We start from the raw sequence: 19,867 nt of genomic DNA, 5'->3' as shown, positions 1-19,867 counted from the left end.
AGCGCGGGGGCTTCGGCTCCCGCCCAGGCAAGAAAGAGGTAATACCCGATGCCCGGTAATTTCATTGATGTAGCGACCATCTGGGTCCACGGCGGCAAGGGCGGCGACGGCTGCGTCAGCTTCCACCGCGAAAAATTCGTTGCGGCGGGCGGCCCCGACGGCGGTGACGGCGGCCGCGGCGGCAGCATCGTCTTTGTGGCGGACGACAACCTGTCTACACTGATGGACTTCCGCTACAAGCGCAAGTATACCGCCCCCGACGGCGAAAACGGCCGCGGCGCCCGCCAGAAGGGCCGTGATGCCGAGGACCTGGTCATCCGCGTGCCCCGGGGCACGGTGCTGAAAGAGGCTGAGTCCGGCCTGGTGGTGGCGGACCTTTCGGGGGATGAGCCCGTCGTTGTGGCCAAGGGCGGCCGCGGCGGCTGGGGCAATGCCCGGTTTGCCACCCCCACCCGCCAGATCCCCAAGTTCGCCAAGCCCGGTCTGCCCGGTGAGGAACTGCACCTGACCCTGGAGCTCAAGGTCATCGCTGACGTGGGCCTCATCGGCTTCCCCAACGTGGGCAAGTCCACCCTCATCAGCGTCATCAGCGCGGCCAAGCCCAAGATCGCCAACTACCATTTCACCACCCTGACCCCCGTGCTGGGCGTGGTGCGCGTCGGCCCCGAGCAGAGCTTTGTCTGCGCCGACATCCCTGGCCTCATTGAGGGTGCCGCCGAGGGCGTGGGCCTGGGCCATGATTTCCTGCGCCATGTGGAGCGCTGCCGCCTGCTTTTGCACGTGGTGGACGTTTCCGGCTGTGAGGGCCGCGACCCCAAGCAGGACTTTGAGCAGATCAACCATGAGCTGGAAGGCTTCTCCGCCGAGCTGGCCACCCGTCCCCAGATCGTTCTGGGCAACAAGTGCGACATTGCCGCCCCTGAGCAGGTGGAGGAGTTCCGCCAGTATATCGAGGCCAGGGGCCTGACCTTCCTGCCCATCTCGGCGGCCACCCGCCAGGGCATTGACGGCCTGCCCGCCCTGGTCTGGCAGCGGCTGTCCCAGCTGCCTCCCGTCAAGGTCTACGAGGCCCAGTATGTGCGCCCCGACCTGTCCAACCAGCCCAAGCGGCCCTTTACTGCCCAGCGCACCGGCGAGCACGAGTTCAGTGTGGACGCTCCCTGGCTGGAGCGTATCCTGGCCGGAACCAACGTGGAGGACTACGAGAGCCTGCAGTACTTCCAGACCCAGCTGGGGGATTCCGGCATTCTGGACGAGCTGGTCCGCCTGGGTGTTGAGGAAAACGACACCATCAAGATCGGCGAGTACGAGTTCGACTATGTCTACTGAGAAAGGCGGCAGGGAATATGCTGTTTGAAGCAGTGCCCAAGATCGACATCCGGGAGCAGAGCCCGCTGTCCCTGGCCTTTGTGGGGGACGCAGTGCTGGAACTGCTGGTCCGGCAGCGCCTGGTGGAGACCACCCGGCTGCTGCCCGGCCGCCTGCACACCGCTGCCACGCGGTATGTCTCGGCCCGCGCCCAGAGCAGGGAACTGGCCATCCTGGAACCGGTCCTGACGGAGGAGGAAGCCAACGTGCTGCGCCGGGGTAAAAATGCCAGCAAGGCCACGGTGGCCAAACATGCCACGCCCCAGGAGTACCGCGCTTCCACCGGCTTTGAGTGCCTGCTTGGGTATCTCTACCTCAAGGGCCGCAACGACCGCATTGTGGAACTGTTCGACCTGCTGTGGGAAGGCTTTGACCCCGACGCCGAGGCCTGAGCCGAAGCAAGCAATCACACAAAAACAAAGGCAGCGGCAGAGGGGCCGCCCGTCCGTGACCGGGGGCGTTGTCCGCTCTGCCGCTGCCTTCGGTTTTGGCAAGGACAGTCAGATTTTACTTCTTGCACTTGCCGCCGCAGTTGGTGGCACGGCTGGTGGTCTTGTCGGAGACAGAGTTCTCCGCAGCGTTGCTGCCAGTCTTGTTGGATGTCTTCATGCGCTCGGACATCTTGTTGCTGGTGGTGTTGACAGTGCGGTTGGTGGTCTTCTGCTCGGTTTTCTCATTCTTGGCCATGGTTGGGACCCTCCTTCCTTCAAAGGTCGTTGTCAGTGGCCAGCAGCCGCGTTCCGGCCATACAGTTTCTCTTCCGGCGGCCGTACGCGGCTGCCCGAGCCCCTGCCTTCCCAAACCCGGCTTTTGGTCACGCCGATAGTTTGCCCGCCCTCTGTGGCGAATATACAATCTTACCTCTCCAAAGGAAAGGAGCCGCTGCGCTATGCCTGAATACTTTGAAGCGCGGGAGCGCGCCCTGCTGGGGGCCCGCTACGAGGAACTCTACCGCCCTCTCACCGAGGCAGCTGCCCGGGGCGTCACCGTCAACGGCCTGCGCTGTACCCCCGGGGACTTTGCGGCGGGGGCGGGCATTGCCCTGCAGCCCTCGCCCTTCTGCAAACAGGCCTTTCTGGCACCGGAGGACTTTCGCCCGGGGAGGCATCCCTGGCACCATGCAGGGGTGTTCTATGCCCAGGAGCCCAGCGCAGCCTCCGCTGCCCCGCTGCTGGGGGTGGAGCCGGGCATGAAGGTCTGTGACCTCTGCGCGGCTCCCGGCGGCAAGAGCAGCCAGCTGGCCGCGGCCCTGCAGGGCAAGGGCCTGCTGCTGGCCAATGAGTATGTGGCCGCCCGGGCGGAGATCCTGCGCCAGAACCTGGAGCGGATGGGCGTGGCCAATGCCATCGTCACCAACGAGACCCCCGCCCGTCTGGCGGAGACGCTGCCGGGCTATTTTGACCGGGTGCTGGTGGATGCCCCCTGTTCCGGGGAGGGCATGTTCCGCAAGGAACCGGCCGCCCTGGCCCAGCACAGCGAGGCTCTGGTACGCCAGTGCGCAGCGCTGGCGGCGGACATTCTGGACGCGGCGGCGGAACTGCTGGCACCGGGAGGCGTGCTGGTCTTTTCCACCTGTACCTTCGCCCCGGAGGAGGACGAGGCCCAGGTGGCGGCCTTCCTGGCCCGCCACCCCGAGTTTGTGCAGCAGGACCTGTCCGGTGTAGGCTTCGGCCGCCCGGGAGAGGCCAACCGCGCCCCGGAAACGCCGGGCTTTTCGGCAGCGTCCTGCCGCCGCATCTGGCCTGCCGACGGCGGGGAGGGGCACTTCATTGCCCGGCTGCAGAAACGCCCCGACGCCCCCCGGGCCGAACTGCCCCGCGCCGAACGCCCTGCCAAAAAGAGCAAGGGCAGAGACAACAAAGGCAAGAGCGGCGGGGCTGCCTCCGCCGAGGCGTGGCGCAGCTTTGCGAAGGAGTATTTTCCGGAGCTGGCCGACCGTGCCGTGGAGACACCCGGTGAGCTGGTGGTTCTGCCTCCCGACGGGATGCCCCCGCTGGGCCGCCTGCATGTTTTGCGGGCGGGGCTGATGGCGGGCCGGGTGCAGAAAGGGCGCTTTGTCCCCGCCCATGCCCTGTTCATGGCCGAGGGTGCCCGGAGCACCAATCGGGAAAATCTCACCCTCTCCGACCTACGGACACTGGCCTGGCTGAGGGGAGAGGAGATCGATGCCGTCACCGCCCAAAACGGCTGGTGTGCCGTCTGCGTGGATGGTTTTCCACTGGGCTGTGGAAAAGTCAGCGGCGGACGCATCAAGAACCATTATCCCAAGGCCCTGCGGATGCTGGGCTGACCCATGCGCAGAATGCCCGATGAACGGCGGGATTGAACGCTTTTTTTCGACGCGGTTCAGCCTTGACTTTTTGGGGAAAATTGTGGTAAAAAAGAATCAGCCGTGTAGCACATACGATTTGCGCAAAGCGTATAGCAATTCTGTCCGGAGTTGCTATGCGCTTTCTTTTTTTGCTGTGCTGCCGTGCAAATTTTGCAAAAAGGCGGCCGAGACGGTTCATCGGCTGCCGGGGAGGAATTCAATGATACGTACAAAAACACAGGGAATCGTTTTCGGTATTCTCATGTCCTATGCCATGGCGTACGGCATGGAAGTTTACAATGTGGCCATCAAGGAGGGGGTAAATCTGGTAGCGGGCGGCCTGAGCAACATGACCAATCTTGTGTTCTGGGATGCCTTCAAGGAGACTGCCTATATGGGAGTGCTGGTGTTTGTTTTTTCAAACCTCTGGGGCAACCGGCTGGGAGCCGCCTTTGCACAGCGCCACTGTGACCCAGAGCGGGACAATCCCTATCTCTGCCGATTGCTGCGTCAGGGCGGCACGGTGGCCGTCATGTGCCCGACCATGAGTCTGGTCGCTTCTGTTCTGTTCAATGTCGTGATGGGCGGGGCGTCCTGGGTTCAGCTTCCGGCCATCTGGGTGGGTACGGTGCTCAAAAATTTTCCCATGGCATTTTTCTGGAACTTTTTTGCGGCGGCGCCCTTCTCTCACTGGGCGTTTGAGCGGATTTTTCCTCAGCCTCAAAGCTGAACCGGAACAATAGATCTTCTTTAGGGACAAAACAAAAACGGCGCTTTCCCGTCCTCCTCAAGGGGGGGAGCAAGGCGGGAAAGCGCTATTTTTTATTAGAAGCACGACAGGGAAATTTGCCGCAAACCTGTGGGGGAGCCGCCGGCAGAAGCTGCTCAGGCGGCCGGCTGGCTCAAATAGTCGTCCGTAAAGTCGAATACCGTGTCCCAGTAGGTTTCACCCAGGGCATACATGGCCTCGCCGTGTCCGGCACCCTCAGCGACCAGTTCCTGCTTGTTGTCGCCGGGCTTTGCATTGTAGAGTTCGTCCAGCATTTCAAAGGGGATAAAGTCGTCCAGTGTGCCGTGGATGAAGAGCATGGGCTTTTCACAGCGGGCCACCTGCTGGATGGCGGAAGCCTCCTGGAAGCTGTAGCCCGCCTTGAGGCTGGACATGGCCTGAGCGGTGTACAGCAGAGGAAACTCCGGCAGGCCGAAGCGCAGCTGCAGCTCGCTGGAAAAAACGTCCCACACGCTGGTGTAGCCGCAGTCCTCTACAAAGACCTTGACGGCATCGGGGGTATCCTCGCCGGAGGTCATCATGGTGGTGGCGGCGCCCATGGAAATGCCGTGGATGACGATTTCCGCTTCCGGGTCCTGGGTGAGGACCCAGTCGATCCAGTTCAGAATGTCCTTGCGGTCCAGCCAGCCCATGCCTACGTAATCGCCCTCGCTGTCGCCGCAGGCGCGCAGGTCGGGGGTCAGTATCTGATAACCGGCATCATGGTAATGCTGGGCCAGGGCGGTGGCATCCAGATGGCTGCCGCGGTAGCCGTGGATGGCAATGACCCAGCGGTGACCGTCGTTGGGGTACCAGACGCCGGCCAGAGTCAGCCCGTCCGAGGAAGAAATGCTCACATTCTGCCCGGGATTGCTGGACAGAAAAGCCTCGCTGGCGGTTTCCTGAGAGGCCTTGTTCTGGGCGATGGTCAGCTCCACGCCCTCAGCGGCAGGGTCTACCTCCAGGGCGACTTCCCGGTTGCCGCCGTCGCCGCTGCGCCCAATGGCGTAGTCCACCAGATAGTTGCTGGCAAACACAATGACGGCCGCGACCAGCACCACCACGACCGCCACGGCAATGCCCACACGCCTTGCTAGGCGGGAGGGCTTGCGCTCTTTGACTGTTGTTTCCATACCTTTATTTTCCTTTCCTTGTCCGGATGGGGACGAGGAAAAGTATACGACAGAAAACAGGAAAATGTCAATATATTGAACTAAACGCGAGGTGGGCCGCAAAGTGAAGAGGGGTTACACCTCCCGGCCGTTTCTGGCCTTGCAGATCAGCTGGGTCATGGTGCCCATGGGGCAGTAAACGCACCAGCTGCGGGGCTTGAACAGCACCATGGTGACAAGGCCCAGCACGGTGGAGGTCAGCATCACACTGTAAAAGCCGAAGGCAAACTGCGCCACGCCGGGGGCAAACAGGGTGCCGTGATACGCCCAGTGCCAGGGCAGCTTGAAGGTCCACAGCAGGGTGACCACCTGTTTGAGGTCCTGCACCCCGGCAAACACCAGCCAGGTGTTCCACAGCATCACAAAGAACATGGCAAAGAAAAAGATGAGGAAGCCGTACCGGAAAACCTTGCTTTTCATCCAGCCGGGAACATCCTTTTTGCGGGAGAGGCCGAACCGTCCGCCCAGCAGGCCGAACAGCTGTCCGCGGCCGCAGTAACGGTTGCAGTAGCCCTTGCTGCCGCCCACCAGGGCGAACAGCAGGGGAATGAAAAAGCAGAGCAGTCCCAGCCAGGCAAACAGGATGTTGAAAAAGCCCAGCACCAGATAAAGCAGGGATGCAATCCAGAGATAGTCGTACCAGTGTTTTTTCATGCCTCGACCTCCCGGATGGTGATGACGCTGGCGGGGCATTCGGCGGCGCACTTGCCGCAGCCCACGCATTTGTCGGGGTTGACCCGGGCGGTAATGCCCCGCACAATTTCAATGGCCTGCAGAGGGCAGACTTTGACACAGCAGCCGCAGGCCACACAGAGAGAGGTGTCCACCTGGGCTTTGCGACGCTTTCTGGAAAGGTTCATGGCAATTCCTCCTGTCTTTTACTGGCCGAAGTATACCATGAAGAACCCTTTTATTCTGTGATGAGGTCACAGACGAAGGGCTGCCTTGCTGTCCCGGCAATTCCAAAAGATACGGTACGGGAAAAAGGGGAGCCTCTCGCTGCCGGGTCGGCCTGTTCGACTCCTCATCACTGCAATCCAAAAAGAACACCCCATAGCGGGATACGCTATGGGGTGTTCTTTTTGGAGCGGGTGAAGGGAGTCGAACCCTCGTCCTCAGCTTGGAAGGCTGATGTACTAGCCGTTGTACGACACCCGCATGGACAATATTTATTAAACCATACGCGGTGCCGTTTGTCAAGATGCCGGCTACAAAAAGGGGAGAGAAGCCGCCCAATTCAGTACTGCTTTTTCTGGTAGATGGCGGTGCTGATGCCCCAGCTGATGAGGAAAATCACCACGCTGAACAGCACCAGCCCGCCGATCAGCCACCAGAAGTGGGGATTTTCCGCCCACTGAACGACGGAGCCGTACTCCACATCCATGGTGACGGAGGCGCCGGTCACCGGATCGGGAATGGACGCGGGGCCACGGAAGCCGAAGAAGCGCTCCACACTTTCTGCCCAGGATTCCAGTTTGAGCCGGGCTTCGGGGCTCAGCAGGTGCTGAGGGACCCAGGTTACCAGAAGAAAGCCGCCCAGCACAAGCAGAAGAACAGCGCTCATCACGACGGTGCGGGCCCGGTCACAGCCGAATTTGTAGGTCAGCGGCAGGCTCAGCGAAAAATACAGTGTGGCAACTGCGGCAGCAGTCAGGGTGCCGATGAGTGCTTCTTCATATCCCATGGTTCCCTTGATGATCCCGGCGGAAAAGGCAAAGGCCAGCATACTGATGACACAGCCGAACAAAATTGCACAGCCGCCCAGAATGTATTTGCTGCCTACAATGTGGGAATGGCGCACCGGCAGGGTATGGGCGTAAACATCCCAATGGCTGTATTCGTCAAAGCCCACGGCGCTCGGCACATACAGCCCCAGCACAAACACCAGAGCGTACAGCATGAAGGGCATGTCAAAGAACATGGCCATGCCCACGTACAGCACAAAAAGCAGAGTAAAGTTTTTCCTGTACCGGGATGTCAGGGTGCACCAGTCCTTGTACAAAAGACCTTTCATTGTTTGTCCCTCCCACTGGTAAAACGCATGATGTCGTCGATGCTTGCCGGGTCGCAGACGGCCCCCGGCAGCAGCCGCAGAACTTCCTCCCGCCCCTTGACCAGCGTTTCGCAGCCAAAATCAGTGCGGCGGGTGTGGACGATGCACTCCCCGGGCAGGGCCGCCAGGTCCCCGGCTCCGCAGCGCAGAATACCGTACTTTGACAGTAAAACGTCCTTTTCCTCCTGGAACAGCAGCTTGCCCTGATGCAGATAAGCAATGGAATCCGCTACCTGTTCCAGGTCGCCGGTGATGTGGCTGCTGATGAGGATGCTGTGGTCCTCGTCCTGAATAAAGTCGAGGAAAAGGTCCAGCATCTCGCCGCGCACCACCGGGTCAAGGCCGCTGGTGGCTTCGTCCAGAACCAGCAGGCGGGGATGATGGGCCAGCGCCGTGGCAAGGCTCAGCTTCATCCGCATGCCGCGGCTGTACGCCTTGACCGGTTTGCCCTCATCCAGTCCGAACTGCTTTAACAGCTGCCGGTATTCCCCACTGTCCCATCGGGAACCGAAAATACCCGCCATGCTTTTGCCGATCTGCTTTGCAGTCAATGATTCGTAAAAATAAGCGTCGTCAAACACCGCGCCCAGATCTCCACGCCCGGCGGGCGTGTGGGGAGAGCTGCCCAGCAGCTCGATACTGCCTGCATCCGCCGGATTGACCCCGGTCAACAGTTTCAAAAGCGTGGTTTTGCCCGCGCCGTTTTCTCCTACCAGGCCTACAATGCAGCCCTTGGGAACTGTCAGATCCACCGGCCCCAAGGTGAAATCGGGATAGTGCTTCTCCACACCGCGGATCACCGCGGCACAGCTTGCGGAACTCATACTCAGTCCTCCCATAAAAGGTCCAGCATTTCCCGGACCTCCCCACGGCCGATGCCGCCCCGCCGCGCCGCGTCCACGGCGTTTTGCAGGTGCTGCTCGACCTGTTTGAGCATTTCCTCGCGCTGAAGCTCCGGGTTGCGGGGGGCGACAAAACTGCCCTTGCCGGGCGTTGTCACAATAAAACCCTCGGTCTCCAGATCTTCGTATGCGCGCTTGGTGGTGATGACGCTGATGCGCAGCTCTTTGGCCAAAAGCCGGATGCTGGGCAGGGCGTCGCCCTCTTTCAGTTTGCCGGACAGGATCTGCTCTTTGATCTGCCGCGTGATCTGCGCGTAGATCGGCTCCTGCCCTGCGTTGGAGATGTACAGCTCCATGGCGCTGCCTCCTTATTTGAGATGTGAACTGTTCATATCTAATATACACAGTATATACGGTATATACACGGCTGTCAATAGGCAAACCTGAAATTTTTCAGACAGCTCCTTTTCTTGGAAAGAAAAGGGGCATCCGGCATAGATGGGAAGGTCTGCCGCATATGGATGCATCAGCCCGAAAAAGGCTTGAAGGAGGGAAGAAAATGGCGGTAAAACGACGGGATTCCGAGCTGCGTCACATCAGCCCGGAACAGGACCGGCACATGCGGCGCAGAACTCGTATTTTCTGTATCTGTATGGCGGTAATATGTTTCGGTGTGCTGCTCTGGAGATTGTTTGTGCTGCAGATCATCGACCCGGAAGATTACGCGGCACGGGCCGCCGATCAGCAGCTGCGGGATACGGTCATCCCGGCGGCGCGGGGAGAAATCCTGTCGTCGGACGGCACCGTGCTGGCGGCCAGCGAGACCTGCTGGACCATCCGGGCCTCCCCGCGGGAACTGGCGGATGAGCTGGTGGAGCCGGCGGCCAAAGCGCTGAGCGAGATTCTGGAGATCGACTACGAGGAAACACTGGAAAAGTTTTCTCAGCGCTCCTCCAACGACTGCCTTTTGCGGCGAAGAGTCGACAAGGAGATGGCCGACGCGGTGCGCACCTGGTGCAGCGAGAATGGCGCCGAGGGCATCCAGATCCGTCAGGATACCAAGCGGGTCTACCCGGAAGGTGACTTTATGGGCTGTCTGCTGGGCTTTACCGACGTGGACAACGCCGGACTGTGGGGGCTGGAACTTCAGTACAATGAGCTGCTGACCGGTGAAAATGGCCGTGTGCTCACTGCCAAAAATGCCTGGGGCTATGACATGCCGGAAACCTACAGCACGCTGATCGAGGCGGTCCCGGGGGCAACGCTGACACTGACCATCGACGCCAATATCCAGCATTATCTGGAAAGCGCCGTCTCTGCGGCGGTGCAGGAACACAATGTGGCGTCCCGGGCGGTAGGCATCGTCATGGACGTGCAGACAGGGGCCATCCTTGCCATGACGGTCAAACCGGACTACGATCCCAACGATCCCCGCACCATTGTGAATGAGGAAGTCCGGGACCAGGTCAATGCTCTTTCGGGAGAGGAACGCAGCGCGGCGCTGCAGGCTGCCCAGCAGGCTCAGTGGCGCAACAAAGCCATCAGCGACCTGTATGAGCCGGGCAGTGTGTTCAAGCTGATCACGGCGGCCGCGGCACTGGATACCGGCGTCTGTACACCGGACAGCCAGTTTGTCTGCGCAGGCTCCATCAATGTGGCGGGGACCCGCTTCCGCTGCGCCAACGGGCATATCCACGGCCTTGAGACCTTCGCCCAGGGACTGGCGGTGTCCTGCAATCCCTGCTTCATCCAGATCGGCGCGCGGCTGGGGAAGGAAGCCTTCTGCGACTATTTTGAGGCTTTTGACCTTCGGGAGGGCACCGGCATCGACTTGCCCGGCGAGATCAAAAAGAGCGAGTATTATACCGCCGACCGGATGGGTCCGATACAGGATTTTGTCCCATGGCCGTCGGGTGTGCTCCGAAAAAAACAGCGCCCTCCTGCGGCCGTTCCATGACAGCCGTAAGGGGGCGCTGTGTCTTTTTTATATGGGGTTGCCTTGGGGCTGTGGCGGAGATCAGCTTTCCAGCAGATCCCGGGGAATGCCGATGTCGCAGACCGTCAGCAGGCCGGCAGCCTGTCTGCCTTCCCCGGCGAGCAGCCCCGGCTTGGCGCAGCTGAAGGTGACAGTCTCGTCAGCCTGCACGGCGATGCCCAGCACCGCACCGGTGTTGCCCTCGATGCCGGAGGGAATGTCGCAGGCCACCACCGGTACCCCAGCCTCCCGGGCCTGGTTGATGGCGGCAATGGCCCGGGCGAACATCCCGCCCACGTTGCGGTCCAGTCCCACTCCGAAGAGAGCATCCACCAGGCAGCCGGCATCCTCCGGGATCGGCTCCCCGGCGTAGGGGACCACCGCGCCGCCCAGGGACAGAAGTTTCTCCTGCTCAGCGCGGGCGTCGGCGGTCATTTTCTCCGCCTTGCCCACAAAGCAGACCCGGGCGGGAACGCCCTGTTTCAGCAGCTGCCAGGCACAGGAAAAGCCGTCCCCGCCGTTGTTGCCGGGGCCGCAGAAGATCAGCACCTGTCCTTTGCGCCCGGTGCGGGTCAGCCAGGCCTTTACAGAGGCGGCAACATGCCCGGCGGCGGTGTCCATCAGCTGCAGGGAAGGAATTCTCCGTTCCTGAATGGCCACGCGGTCCATCTCTTTCATTTCGGCGGTGGTTTTGCAGATCATGAAAAGGCCTCCTTTTGCCCTGAGGGCGGTCCGGCAGAAATCAAGTCGTTACTGGTAGCATACCACAGTCCCGCGGGGAGGAAAAGCCGTTTTCGCCGCAGCCGGTCGGAAACCGGCGGAAAAGCAGGGGAGAGGCTTGCCTCCCGGAGCTGCCGGAGGCTGAAAATATTGTGAGTCCTCTCCGCATAGGATGGGGTAACCCCGGCGAACCGCCGGAAAAGGGAAGGGAGGAACCCACCATGGACCAGCCGTCTGTTACGCTCTGCTTTGCCGAGGAGGAAGATGCCCCCTCTCTGGCTGCCTGCCTGGAACAGCTCATCCGCACCCTGAATCTGGACTCCGGGGAGGCATGCTGAGATGAAGCGTTCCCGCACCGGCGGAAGGCCGGACCGGACCGACGCGGTCCTCTATCTGCGCCTTTCCTCTGCCGACGGCCCGGCCGCAGAGTCGGACTCCATCCAAAACCAGCGTGCCTTTCTGCGGGAATGGGCAGCGCGCAACCGGTTTGCCGTCACCCGGGAATTTGTGGACGACGGCCACACCGGCACCGATTTTGACCGCCCCGGCTTTCAGAAGCTCTCCGCCTGCCTGATGGACGGCAGCGTGCGGTGCATCATCGTCAAGGATCTGTCCCGCCTGGGACGCAACTATACCGAGACGGGACGTTACCTGGAACAGATCTTTCCCCGGCTGGGGGTACGGTTCATTGCGGTAAACGACCAGTACGATTCCGCCAAAAATACCGACAGCGTCCAGCAGATGGCGGTGTTCAAAAATGTATTCAACGATTTTTATGCCGCCGACGCCAGCGCCAAGGTCCGCACTTCTCTGAACCTCCTCAAGCGGCAGGGCAAATTCCTGGGAAGACAGGCTCCCTACGGCTACCGCATCGACCCGGCGGACCGGTACCATCTTTTGGTGGATGAGGAGACGGCCTCCGTCGTGCGGCGCATTTTTGCCCTGTTTCTGGGCGGAAGCAGCCGGACCGGAATTGCGGGTGTTCTCAACCGGGAGGGCATCCCGTCCCCGGCGGCCAGCAAGGGACTGACCGATAAAAGCCGGACCTTTACCGGCCTGTGGAATGCCGAGACCATCCGCCGCATCCTCTCCCATCCGGTCTACCGGGGGGATATGGCCCAGCAGTTCACCCGGATGGTCAGCTATAAGGTCCACGAGCGGCGACGGGTGGACCCGGAGGACTGGATCGTGGTGGAGAACACCCATGAGCCGCTGGTCAGCCGGGAGGAGTTCGCCCTGGCCCAAAGGCTGCAGACAGTCCGTACATACCAGACCACGGACCACCCCCATCTGCTGACCGGTATCGCTTTCTGTGCCGACTGCGGCAGCCCGCTGTATGCCAAAAAACGGGGCCGGTATTGGTATCTGAACTGTTACGGCTACACCCGGGACCCGGCCATGGGGCTGTGCACCTCCCACAGCATCCGGGAGGACGCTGTGATGGAGGCGGTGCAGGAAGCTCTGCGCAGCCTGGCGCAGGGAAGGGCGGACCCTTGCGAGCTGGCCCGCCGGAAGGCGGCATCACAGCAGCAGAAGGAAAGCCCCGGAGCGAAGCGGTACAGGCTGGAACAGCAGCTGGAACAGGCTCGCCGAGCCAGACTGACGGCCTACAAGGACAAGGTGGCCGGCACCCTGAGTCAGGAGGAATTTGCCTATATCTCCGAAAAACTCCGCCAGGAGGAGACCCGGCACCGGGAAGAGCTGGACCGGATTGCGGCGGAGGAAGAGGCAGGAAGCCACCGGATATCCCGGACGGAGGAGGCAATCCGGGCCTTTCTCCGCTTCGATCATCTGGAAAAGGCTCAGCTGCACCAGCTGGTGCGCCGGGTGACGGTGGATCGGGAAAAACACATCACCATCCAGTTCGCCTTTGGCGACCCGGACACGACGGGCTGAGACAGGCCGAAGCCTGCCCGGGCAAAACCTTGCCGCAGCGTTGAGCGGGAGACGGGGCGGCGGTCACAGCCGCACCGGCACCGGGTGGGTGATGATCAGACTGTCCGGGGTCACGGCGCATTCCATGGCCAGGACATTCACGCCCCCGGCTGCGGCACGGCGCAGGGCATCCCCGAAGGCGGGGTGGGTCACATCATTGGGGGCAAAATCCTTCATACCGCCCATCTGCAGCACAAAGCAGACGGCGGCCTCGCAGCCCTCGGCCCGGCAGCGGGCCAGCTCTTCCAGATGCTTGACACCCCGCAGGGTGGGGGCGTCGGGAAAGCGGGCGTGACCCTTTTCCTCCAGGGTGACGCCCTTCACCTCCACAAAACCCCGGCAGCCGGAGGCGTCCTCCCAGTAAAAATCAAAGCGGGAATTGCCCCACACTGTCTCCGGCCGCAGCAGGGTCAGCCCGGCACGGAAATGCCCCGCCCCAGCCCACTCCCCGAACACCCGGTTGGTGGCCTGGGAGTCCATGTTGACCAGCAGCGGCCCCTTCTCCACGGCGATCAGGTCGTAGCGGGTCTTGCGCTGAGGATTGTCCCCCAGGGCCAGGTAGACCCTTGCCCCGGGCAGCAGCAGTTCCCGGCAGCGGCCGGTGTTTTTGACGTGGACCACTTCCTCGGCCCCGTCCAGCAGCACCCTGGCGACGAACCGGTTGGGCCGGGACAAAAAGCGACCTTCTTTTACATGTTGGTATTGCATTGCGTTTCTCCTGCCTGTATCCTGATAGGGAGAGTATAGCATCGGGCGGCGGACTGTGCAAACCGCCCGCAAGGAGGTTTCTTCATGCACATTCCCACACGGGACACTGCCCAGCAGCAAATTCTGCCTTTTGCCCGCGCCCTGGAGGATGCGCGCCGGCCCAACCCGGACTACGACATCTCCCGCTGGCTGTATGTTCCCAGTATGTACTGTGATTACCGATATATCCTGGGCACCGCCGGGGAAAAGCCGCTGATCTGTGTGGGCATAAACCCGTCCACGGCGGCCCCCAACGACCTGGACAACACCCTCAAGTCGGTGGAGCGCATTGCCCTGGCCAACGGGTACGACAGTTTCATCATGTTCAACGTCTATGCCCAGCGCGCCACCCGCCCCGATGATATGGAGAAGGAATGCAACTCCGTCCTTCATCAGGAAAACATGGCGGCTTTCCGCTGGGCGCTGGAACAGACCAAAAGCGGTGCTCCCGCCGTGTGGGCCGCCTGGGGCACCATCATCGAGAAACGCCCCTATCTGGCGGACTGCCTGCGGGATATGATCCGCATCGGCAATGAACTGGGAGCCTGCTGGTACTCGGCAGGGGCGCGGTCCCAAAAGGGGCACCCCCATCACCCGCTGTATCTGCGCAAGGACTGCACGCTGGACCTGTTCGACGTGGCCGCCTACCTGGAACAGAGTCTTTGAACGGCAGAAGATGACAGAAGGCCGGCTGGCTTTGCCGGGCAAAAGAAAACTTAAAAAGCAGACTTTTGGGGAAAAGAGGGAAAAAACGTCCGGCCAAAAGGCAGGTACATCCGGCGGAAGGATGAAAAAGCAATGGCGGCAATTGAAATTTGGACGAAAATATGCTAATCTTTCTTCATAAGGCCCGGAAGCGGGGAAGCCATGGCTTTTCTGCTTCCCTGCCGATTGTCTTTCCGGGAAGGGCCGGCCGAGGGAACTCTTTGTGGGGGTCGCAGCCCGGAAGTATTGGTACATTACCAATTGGAAAGGAAGAGTTGTTGTGGCACAGAAAAAAGCGCAGTCTGCCAAGAAGCAGACAGCCGAAGTAAAAGCTGCTCCGCCCGCAGCGAAGAAAGCCGAGCCCGCTGTCAAAAAAGCCGAGCCTGCTGCGAAGAAGGCTGAGCCTGCCGCCGAGAAGGCGGCACCCGCTGCCAAGAAGGCCGAGCCTGCCGCCAAGAAGGCCGAGCCCGCTGTCAAAAAAGCTGAGCCCGCCGCCAAGAAGGCCGAGCCTGCCGCCAAGAAGGCCGAGCCCGCCGCCAAGAAGGCCGAGCCTGCCGCCAAGAAGGCCGAGCCTGCTGCGAAGAAGGCTGAGCCTGCCGCCGAGAAGGCGGCACCCGCTGCCAAGAAGGCCGAGCCCGCCGCCAAGAAGGCCGAGCCCGCCGCCAAGAAGGCCGAGCCTGCCGCCAAGAAGGCCGAGCCCGCTGCCGAGAAGGCCGAGCCTGCCGCCAAAAAGGCTGAGCCCGCTGCCAAGAAGGCCGAGCCTGCTGCCGAGAAGGCCGAACCCGCCGCCAAGAAGGCAGCACCCGCCGCCAAGAAGGCGAAACCCGCTGCCAAAAAGACAAAGCCTGCTGTCAAGAAGGCTGCACCTGCCCCCGCGCCGGAGGAAGCCAAGCCTGTGGCACAGGAACCCGTTCCCGCCGCCGAAGAGTCCAAACCTGCCGTACAAGAGCCGGTTGAGCCGGAGAAAGAAGTACCTATGGAACCGCAATATGTTTCCCCTCGCAGAAGTGTTGCTTTTATTGGATCTGAGTGCCATCCTTTCGTCAAGACAGGCGGTCTGGGCGACGTAATGTATGCCCTGCCCCGGGAGCTGGTGGCCCAGAACTGTGACGTGCGTGTCATCCTGCCCCGGTACGCCTGCATTCCCCAGAAGTATCAGGACAAGATGGTTTACCGCGGCGAATTCTACATGGACCTGGGCAAGACCGGCCGGAATTATTATGTGGGCATCATGGAGTATGTCTGTGACGGTGTGGTCTACGATTTCATCGACAACCAGGAGTTTTTCTCCGCGGGCAACCCCTACATCGGCCTGGTGGACGATATCCCCAAATACTGCTACTTCAGCAAGGCGGCGCTGGCTGCCCTGAACTACCTGAACTGGATCCCCGACATCATCCACTGCCACGACTGGCAGGCGGCTCTGGTGCCGGTGTATCTGCGCACCATGTTCCAGGATTCTCCCATCGGCCGTGCCAAGACGGTCCTGACCATCCACAACCTGCGCTTCCAGGGCATTTACAACATTCCCACCCTGCAGTACTGGACCGGTCTGCCCGATGAAGTCTTCAACATGGGCGCCATGAAGCAGGGCTATGAGGATGCCAACATGCTCAAGGCCGGCCTTGCCTACGCCGACCGCATCACCACCGTCAGCAACACCTACGCCCAGGAGATCCAGACTGCCGAGTACGGTGAAAAGCTGGAAGATCACCTGCGCTATCACAGCTACAAGCTGCGCGGAATTGTCAACGGCATCGACTACGGCATGTGGAACCCTGCCACCGATCCCGCCCTGGCCGTCAACTATGACATCACCAACGTGCTGGATCACAAGTGGGAAAACAAGCTGGCTCTCCAGCAGGAGCTGGATCTGGTGCAGGATCAGGGCAAGTTTGTCATCGGCTTGATCTCCCGCCTGACCAACCAGAAAGGTCTGGACCTGGTCAATGCCATCATTCCCCAGGTCATGGACGGCAACACCCAGGTTGTTGTGCTGGGCACCGGCGACAAGGAGTACGAGGACACCTTCCGCTATTACGAAAATGCGTACAAGGGTATGTTCAGCGCCTGCATCCAGTACGACGAGTCCCGGGCACACCGGATCTACGCCGGCGCCGATGCCCTGCTGGTCCCCTCCCGCTTTGAGCCCTGCGGCCTGACCCAGCTCAATGCCATGCACTACGGCACCCTGCCCATCGTCCGGGAGACCGGCGGCCTGAAGGACACGGTGCAGCCCTACAACATTTTCAACGGGGACGGCAACGGTTTCACCTTTGACCGCTACGACGCAGGCCTTTTGCTGGATGCCATCAACCGCGCCAAGACGGAGTACTTCATCAACCGCTATCACTGGGATGAGGTCGTCCAGCGCGATATGGCCAAGGATGTCTCCTGGGAGAACTCGGCCCGCCAGTACAAGGACCTGTATCTGGAACTCACGCCGTGGTAATGGGATCAATCTGAATTATGACCGGTCATGGGCTGCATGACCGAAAAAACAGAGGCAAAGCCTGAGTCAGACTTTGCCTCTGTTTTGTATTGCGCTATCCGGGGGACGTCCGGTCACTGTGTCAGTTCTCCGGCGGCGATCCGGTCCCGCAGGCTGAGAATTTTCTTCTCGATCTCATTAATCACCTGCAGGAATACCTCGTCGCTGCACCCGGTGGGATCGGGCAGACCCCAGTCCTCCCGGTATTGGCAGGGGAGAAAGGGACATTGCACGTTGCAGCCCATGGTCACCACAATATCCACCGGCGGCAGCTCGGCCAGCAGCTTGCTGTGCTGGGTGGCCTCCATGTCCACACCGTACCGCTGCTTTACCAGGCGGACGGCATCGGGGTTGATGCGGGGCTTGGTCTCAGTCCCGGCGGAATAGCTTTCAAACACATGGGAGGCCAGCAGTTTGCCCAGAGCCTCGGCAATCTGGCTGCGGCAGGAGTTGTGCACGCAGATGAAGGCGACGTTCGGTTTGGACATGGACGGATGCTCCTTTTCGGAAGTATTTGCTTCAGTATATCGTTTTTGCATGCGTGGGGCAATACAGAAAAATGTTGTTTCCAAAATGAAATTTTACGCCGTGTGCCCCGCACGGTATAATGAATTCAAAAGGAGGTGCTCCCATGAAAACAAGACGGAATCGGAGGGCTGTTGCGGCGCTGTGCACACTGGCTCTTGCCCTGTTTATGGAGATCCTGCCCGGCGGGGTCACCATGCGCTTCGCCGCCGGACCGGGGGAGTACTTTCTGAAAACCTGTTCCTTCTTTGACCTGACGCCCATGGGGTACGGAGACCCGCTCCCCATGGCGGCAGGCATTCTGACAGTGGCGGCTGCGGCGCTTGTTCTGACCGGTTTTTCGGACAACGGGCAGGGCAGACGGCGTGGTGCGGCGCTTGTTGTGACCGTGCTGGCCTGTCTGGCGGCCATCCTGCAGCTGGTCCTGTTCGGGGAAATGAACGGTATGGGGCTGGCTGTGGCGGTGCTGCTGGCGGCGTCGGGTGCGCTACAGGGGCTGTCTGTGTCAGACACAGGAAAAAAATGAACCTTCCGGGAAGAGACAGAAATCTTCCGGGATACGGTAGCCGAAAAGGGCCCGCTGCCTTGCACAAGCATGGCGGCGGGCTTTTCTATGCCTACTCGCTGTAGATCTGCTGGCTGCCGGAGATGGCCTGCCCCAGGTATTCGTCCACCCAGCGGGCGGCGCCCTCATGGTCCCGGGCACGGATGAGATCATAGAGCTTTTCGGTGTTGCGGCAGAGGGCTTCAATGCCGTACAGGCGGCAGAACCGGGTCCACAGGGTGATGACCGGGGCCTTGAAGGAGTAATAGATCAGCGGCAGAATGCGGTTGCCGCTCACCAGAGCCAGCTCATGCTGGTAGTTCCAGGCCGCCTCCGCTGCCTGGGCAGGGGTGTCGCATTCGGCAATGGCGGCCAACAGGCTCCCCAGCCGGTCCAGCGCCTCGTCGGAGGCACGGCGGATGACGTTGGATACTGCCAGATGCTCCAACGCCATGCGGACTTCCAGAATGGAGCGCACTTCCTCCCGGCCCAGAATGCCGCCCTGGTATTCCATGATGGCAATGAGGGTATCCAGATTGCCGTGACGCCGGTAGTCGGCCACCACGGCGCCCTGGCGGGGGCGCACCTCCACAAAGCCCTGTTTGGCCAGCTCCGCCATGCCGCCGTTGACCACCGCCCGGCTGACCTGCATCTGCTGGGCAAGTTCCCGCTCCGGCGGAAGCTGGGTCCCCACGGCCAGCTCTCCCGACAGAATCATTCCCCGCAGCTGCTGGACAAACAGGTCCTTCAGACTGGGGGCCGACAGCTTTTCAAACTCCATAGCGAGCCTCCTTCCGGCGTTGTGGCTATACCACATACCACAAGAAAATTTTATCATACATTTCCACCAAGAAAAAGCATTTCTTTTCACCTCTTCACTGAAAAAGGCAGGTTTTATTGACCTGTGTCCCGCATAGTGTTAAACTATTCACAATGAATGAAAGTTTCTGCCTTCGGTTCCCGCCGGATGTGGCAGAACCACAAAATAGAGGAGAAAGGACGCTTGCTGTGGACAAGGTGAAAGTACTGGAAATCAAACAGAGCGTGTTTGCATCCAACGACCGGGAGGCCGATGCGATGCGGCATGCGCTGAAGGAAAAGGGCGTGTTCCTGCTCAACCTCATGTCTTCGCCGGGGTCGGGCAAAACCACCACCCTGCGGCGCACCATCGAGGCGCTGAAGGACGAACTGCGCATCGGCGTTATGGAGGCGGACATCGACTCCGACGTGGACGCCAAGGCCATTGCCGAGACCGGCGCCAAGGCCATTCAGCTGCACACCGGCGGCATGTGCCATCTGGACGCCGGAATGACCCGCCAGGGGCTGGAAGGTCTGGGCCTGGAGGACGTGGATCTGGCTATTCTGGAAAACGTGGGCAACCTGGTCTGCCCGGCGGAGTTCGACACCGGCGCGGTGAAAAACGCCATGATCCTCTCGGTGCCGGAGGGCCACGACAAGCCTCTGAAATACCCCCTCATGTTCACCGTCTGCGACGTGGTGCTGGTGAACAAGATCGATGTTATGCCCTACTTTGATTTTGACATGGAAAAATGCCGGGAGTACGTCCTCATGCGCAACCCCAATGCCAAAATCATTCCCATCTGTGCCCGCACAGGGGAGGGCATCGATCAGTGGGCCGACTGGCTGCGCGCCGAGGTTGCCGCCTGGAAGAACAAAGACACTATGTAATACAACCCGTGACGAGAAAGG

Annotated in this window: 21 protein-coding genes and 1 tRNA gene; 10 read left to right on the top strand and 12 right to left on the bottom strand. The window is 60.9% G+C overall.

Translation table 11 applies throughout. The features are described from left to right. Positions 1 to 48 precede the first annotated feature (48 nt). Together obgE and INF35_RS04550 are read left to right on the top strand one after the other, a co-directional pair. On the top strand, positions 49 to 1,329 hold the full coding sequence (gene obgE, locus INF35_RS04555; RefSeq protein WP_193500323.1) for a GTPase ObgE: 1,281 nt from the start codon (positions 49 to 51) through the stop codon (positions 1,327 to 1,329). A 17-nt stretch (positions 1,330 to 1,346) separates the two neighbouring features. Further along, on the top strand, positions 1,347 to 1,760 hold the full coding sequence (locus INF35_RS04550) for a Mini-ribonuclease 3 (RefSeq protein WP_193500322.1): 414 nt from the start codon (positions 1,347 to 1,349) through the stop codon (positions 1,758 to 1,760). A 115-nt stretch (positions 1,761 to 1,875) separates the two neighbouring features. Here the strand turns inward: INF35_RS04550 and INF35_RS04545 are convergent, their stop codons facing one another. Next, on the bottom strand, positions 1,876 to 2,055 hold the full coding sequence (locus INF35_RS04545) for a hypothetical protein (protein WP_193500321.1): 180 nt from the start codon (positions 2,053 to 2,055) through the stop codon (positions 1,876 to 1,878). 202 nt (positions 2,056 to 2,257) lie between these two features. Between INF35_RS04545 and INF35_RS04540 the strand changes: the two genes are divergently transcribed. Both INF35_RS04540 and INF35_RS04535 read left to right on the top strand, forming a co-directional pair. After that, a complete protein-coding gene (locus tag INF35_RS04540; protein ID WP_193500320.1) occupies positions 2,258 to 3,658 on the top strand; it encodes an RsmB/NOP family class I SAM-dependent RNA methyltransferase in 1,401 nt (466 codons plus the stop codon). A 241-nt stretch (positions 3,659 to 3,899) separates the two neighbouring features. Continuing rightward, positions 3,900 to 4,409, top strand: a complete 510-nt coding sequence (locus tag INF35_RS04535) for a hypothetical protein (RefSeq protein ID WP_193500319.1) — start codon at positions 3,900 to 3,902, stop codon at positions 4,407 to 4,409. A 155-nt stretch (positions 4,410 to 4,564) separates the two neighbouring features. Here INF35_RS04535 and INF35_RS04530 read toward each other — a convergent pair whose 3' ends face one another. The 7 genes from INF35_RS04530 to INF35_RS04500 all read right to left on the bottom strand — a co-directional run bounded on the left by INF35_RS04530 (position 4,565) and on the right by INF35_RS04500 (position 8,871). Beyond that, entirely contained in the window at positions 4,565 to 5,581 is a 1,017-nt protein-coding gene (locus INF35_RS04530; RefSeq protein WP_193500318.1) for an alpha/beta hydrolase, read from the bottom strand. Positions 5,582 to 5,695: 114 nt separating this feature from the next. After that, entirely contained in the window at positions 5,696 to 6,274 is a 579-nt protein-coding gene (locus INF35_RS04525) for a 4Fe-4S binding protein (RefSeq protein ID WP_193500317.1), read from the bottom strand. Next, positions 6,271 to 6,480 carry a 4Fe-4S binding protein gene (locus INF35_RS04520; protein ID WP_193500316.1) on the bottom strand — a complete coding sequence of 70 codons (210 nt, stop codon included), beginning with the start codon at positions 6,478 to 6,480 and terminating at the stop codon, positions 6,271 to 6,273. Before INF35_RS04520 ends, INF35_RS04525 begins: the two co-directional genes overlap by 4 nt. Positions 6,481 to 6,703: 223 nt before the next feature. Next, positions 6,704 to 6,778, bottom strand: a tRNA-Gly gene (locus INF35_RS04515). A gap of 79 nt (positions 6,779 to 6,857) precedes the next feature. Then, the gene (locus INF35_RS04510) at positions 6,858 to 7,634 is read right to left on the bottom strand and encodes an ABC-2 transporter permease (RefSeq protein WP_193500315.1); all 777 of its coding nucleotides are present in this window, start codon (positions 7,632 to 7,634) and stop codon (positions 6,858 to 6,860) included. Then, positions 7,631 to 8,497: an ABC transporter ATP-binding protein gene (locus INF35_RS04505; RefSeq protein WP_193500314.1), complete on the bottom strand. Its 867-nt coding sequence runs from the start codon at positions 8,495 to 8,497 to the stop codon at positions 7,631 to 7,633. Before INF35_RS04505 ends, INF35_RS04510 begins: the two co-directional genes overlap by 4 nt. A 2-nt stretch (positions 8,498 to 8,499) precedes the next feature. Continuing rightward, on the bottom strand, positions 8,500 to 8,871 hold the full coding sequence (locus INF35_RS04500) for a GntR family transcriptional regulator (RefSeq protein ID WP_193500313.1): 372 nt from the start codon (positions 8,869 to 8,871) through the stop codon (positions 8,500 to 8,502). 203 nt (positions 8,872 to 9,074) lie between these two features. Between INF35_RS04500 and INF35_RS04495 the strand changes: the two genes are divergently transcribed. Next, the gene (locus INF35_RS04495) at positions 9,075 to 10,472 is read left to right on the top strand and encodes a peptidoglycan D,D-transpeptidase FtsI family protein (RefSeq protein WP_235983099.1); all 1,398 of its coding nucleotides are present in this window, start codon (positions 9,075 to 9,077) and stop codon (positions 10,470 to 10,472) included. A 60-nt stretch (positions 10,473 to 10,532) separates the two neighbouring features. Here INF35_RS04495 and INF35_RS04490 read toward each other — a convergent pair whose 3' ends face one another. Next, complete coding sequence (locus tag INF35_RS04490) at positions 10,533 to 11,192, bottom strand: NAD(P)H-hydrate epimerase (protein WP_193500312.1); 660 nt, start codon at positions 11,190 to 11,192, stop codon at positions 10,533 to 10,535. Between the two features lie 357 nt (positions 11,193 to 11,549). Between INF35_RS04490 and INF35_RS04485 the strand changes: the two genes are divergently transcribed. Then, complete coding sequence (locus INF35_RS04485; RefSeq protein WP_193500311.1) at positions 11,550 to 13,106, top strand: recombinase family protein; 1,557 nt, start codon at positions 11,550 to 11,552, stop codon at positions 13,104 to 13,106. Positions 13,107 to 13,169: 63 nt separating this feature from the next. Here the strand turns inward: INF35_RS04485 and sfsA are convergent, their stop codons facing one another. Further along, positions 13,170 to 13,853, bottom strand: coding sequence for a DNA/RNA nuclease SfsA (gene sfsA, locus INF35_RS04480; protein WP_193500310.1), 684 nt, complete (start codon positions 13,851 to 13,853; stop codon positions 13,170 to 13,172). Between the two features lie 84 nt (positions 13,854 to 13,937). Here sfsA and INF35_RS04475 point away from each other — a divergent pair, with 84 nt between their 5' ends. Both INF35_RS04475 and INF35_RS04470 read left to right on the top strand, forming a co-directional pair. Then, positions 13,938 to 14,558, top strand: a complete 621-nt coding sequence (locus INF35_RS04475; protein ID WP_193500309.1) for a DUF1643 domain-containing protein — start codon at positions 13,938 to 13,940, stop codon at positions 14,556 to 14,558. Between the two features lie 319 nt (positions 14,559 to 14,877). After that, positions 14,878 to 17,049: a glycogen synthase gene (locus INF35_RS04470; protein WP_407925629.1), complete on the top strand. Its 2,172-nt coding sequence runs from the start codon at positions 14,878 to 14,880 to the stop codon at positions 17,047 to 17,049. Positions 17,050 to 17,162: 113 nt separating this feature from the next. On the opposite strand, the gene INF35_RS04465 is transcribed toward INF35_RS04470, so the two are convergent. After that, positions 17,163 to 17,576 carry an arsenate reductase ArsC gene (locus INF35_RS04465; protein WP_193500308.1) on the bottom strand — a complete coding sequence of 138 codons (414 nt, stop codon included), beginning with the start codon at positions 17,574 to 17,576 and terminating at the stop codon, positions 17,163 to 17,165. Between the two features lie 143 nt (positions 17,577 to 17,719). Here INF35_RS04465 and INF35_RS04460 point away from each other — a divergent pair, with 143 nt between their 5' ends. Next, positions 17,720 to 18,139 (top strand): hypothetical protein, encoded by a 420-nt coding sequence (locus INF35_RS04460; RefSeq protein WP_193500307.1) that lies wholly within the window; start codon positions 17,720 to 17,722, stop codon positions 18,137 to 18,139. Between the two features lie 91 nt (positions 18,140 to 18,230). Here INF35_RS04460 and INF35_RS04455 read toward each other — a convergent pair whose 3' ends face one another. Further along, positions 18,231 to 18,938: a FadR/GntR family transcriptional regulator gene (locus INF35_RS04455; protein ID WP_193500306.1), complete on the bottom strand. Its 708-nt coding sequence runs from the start codon at positions 18,936 to 18,938 to the stop codon at positions 18,231 to 18,233. A gap of 227 nt (positions 18,939 to 19,165) precedes the next feature. On the opposite strand from INF35_RS04455, the gene hypB reads away from it, so the two are divergent. Continuing rightward, the gene (gene hypB, locus INF35_RS04450; protein ID WP_193500305.1) at positions 19,166 to 19,846 is read left to right on the top strand and encodes a hydrogenase nickel incorporation protein HypB; all 681 of its coding nucleotides are present in this window, start codon (positions 19,166 to 19,168) and stop codon (positions 19,844 to 19,846) included. The last annotated feature ends 21 nt before the right edge of the window (positions 19,847 to 19,867 follow it).

This window comes from Gemmiger gallinarum (assembly GCF_014982805.1).
Classification (GTDB): Bacteria; Bacillota; Clostridia; order Oscillospirales; family Ruminococcaceae; genus Gemmiger; species Gemmiger gallinarum.
Note: the sequence above shows the minus strand (reverse complement) of the source record. Positions and strands in the feature narration are given on the sequence as shown.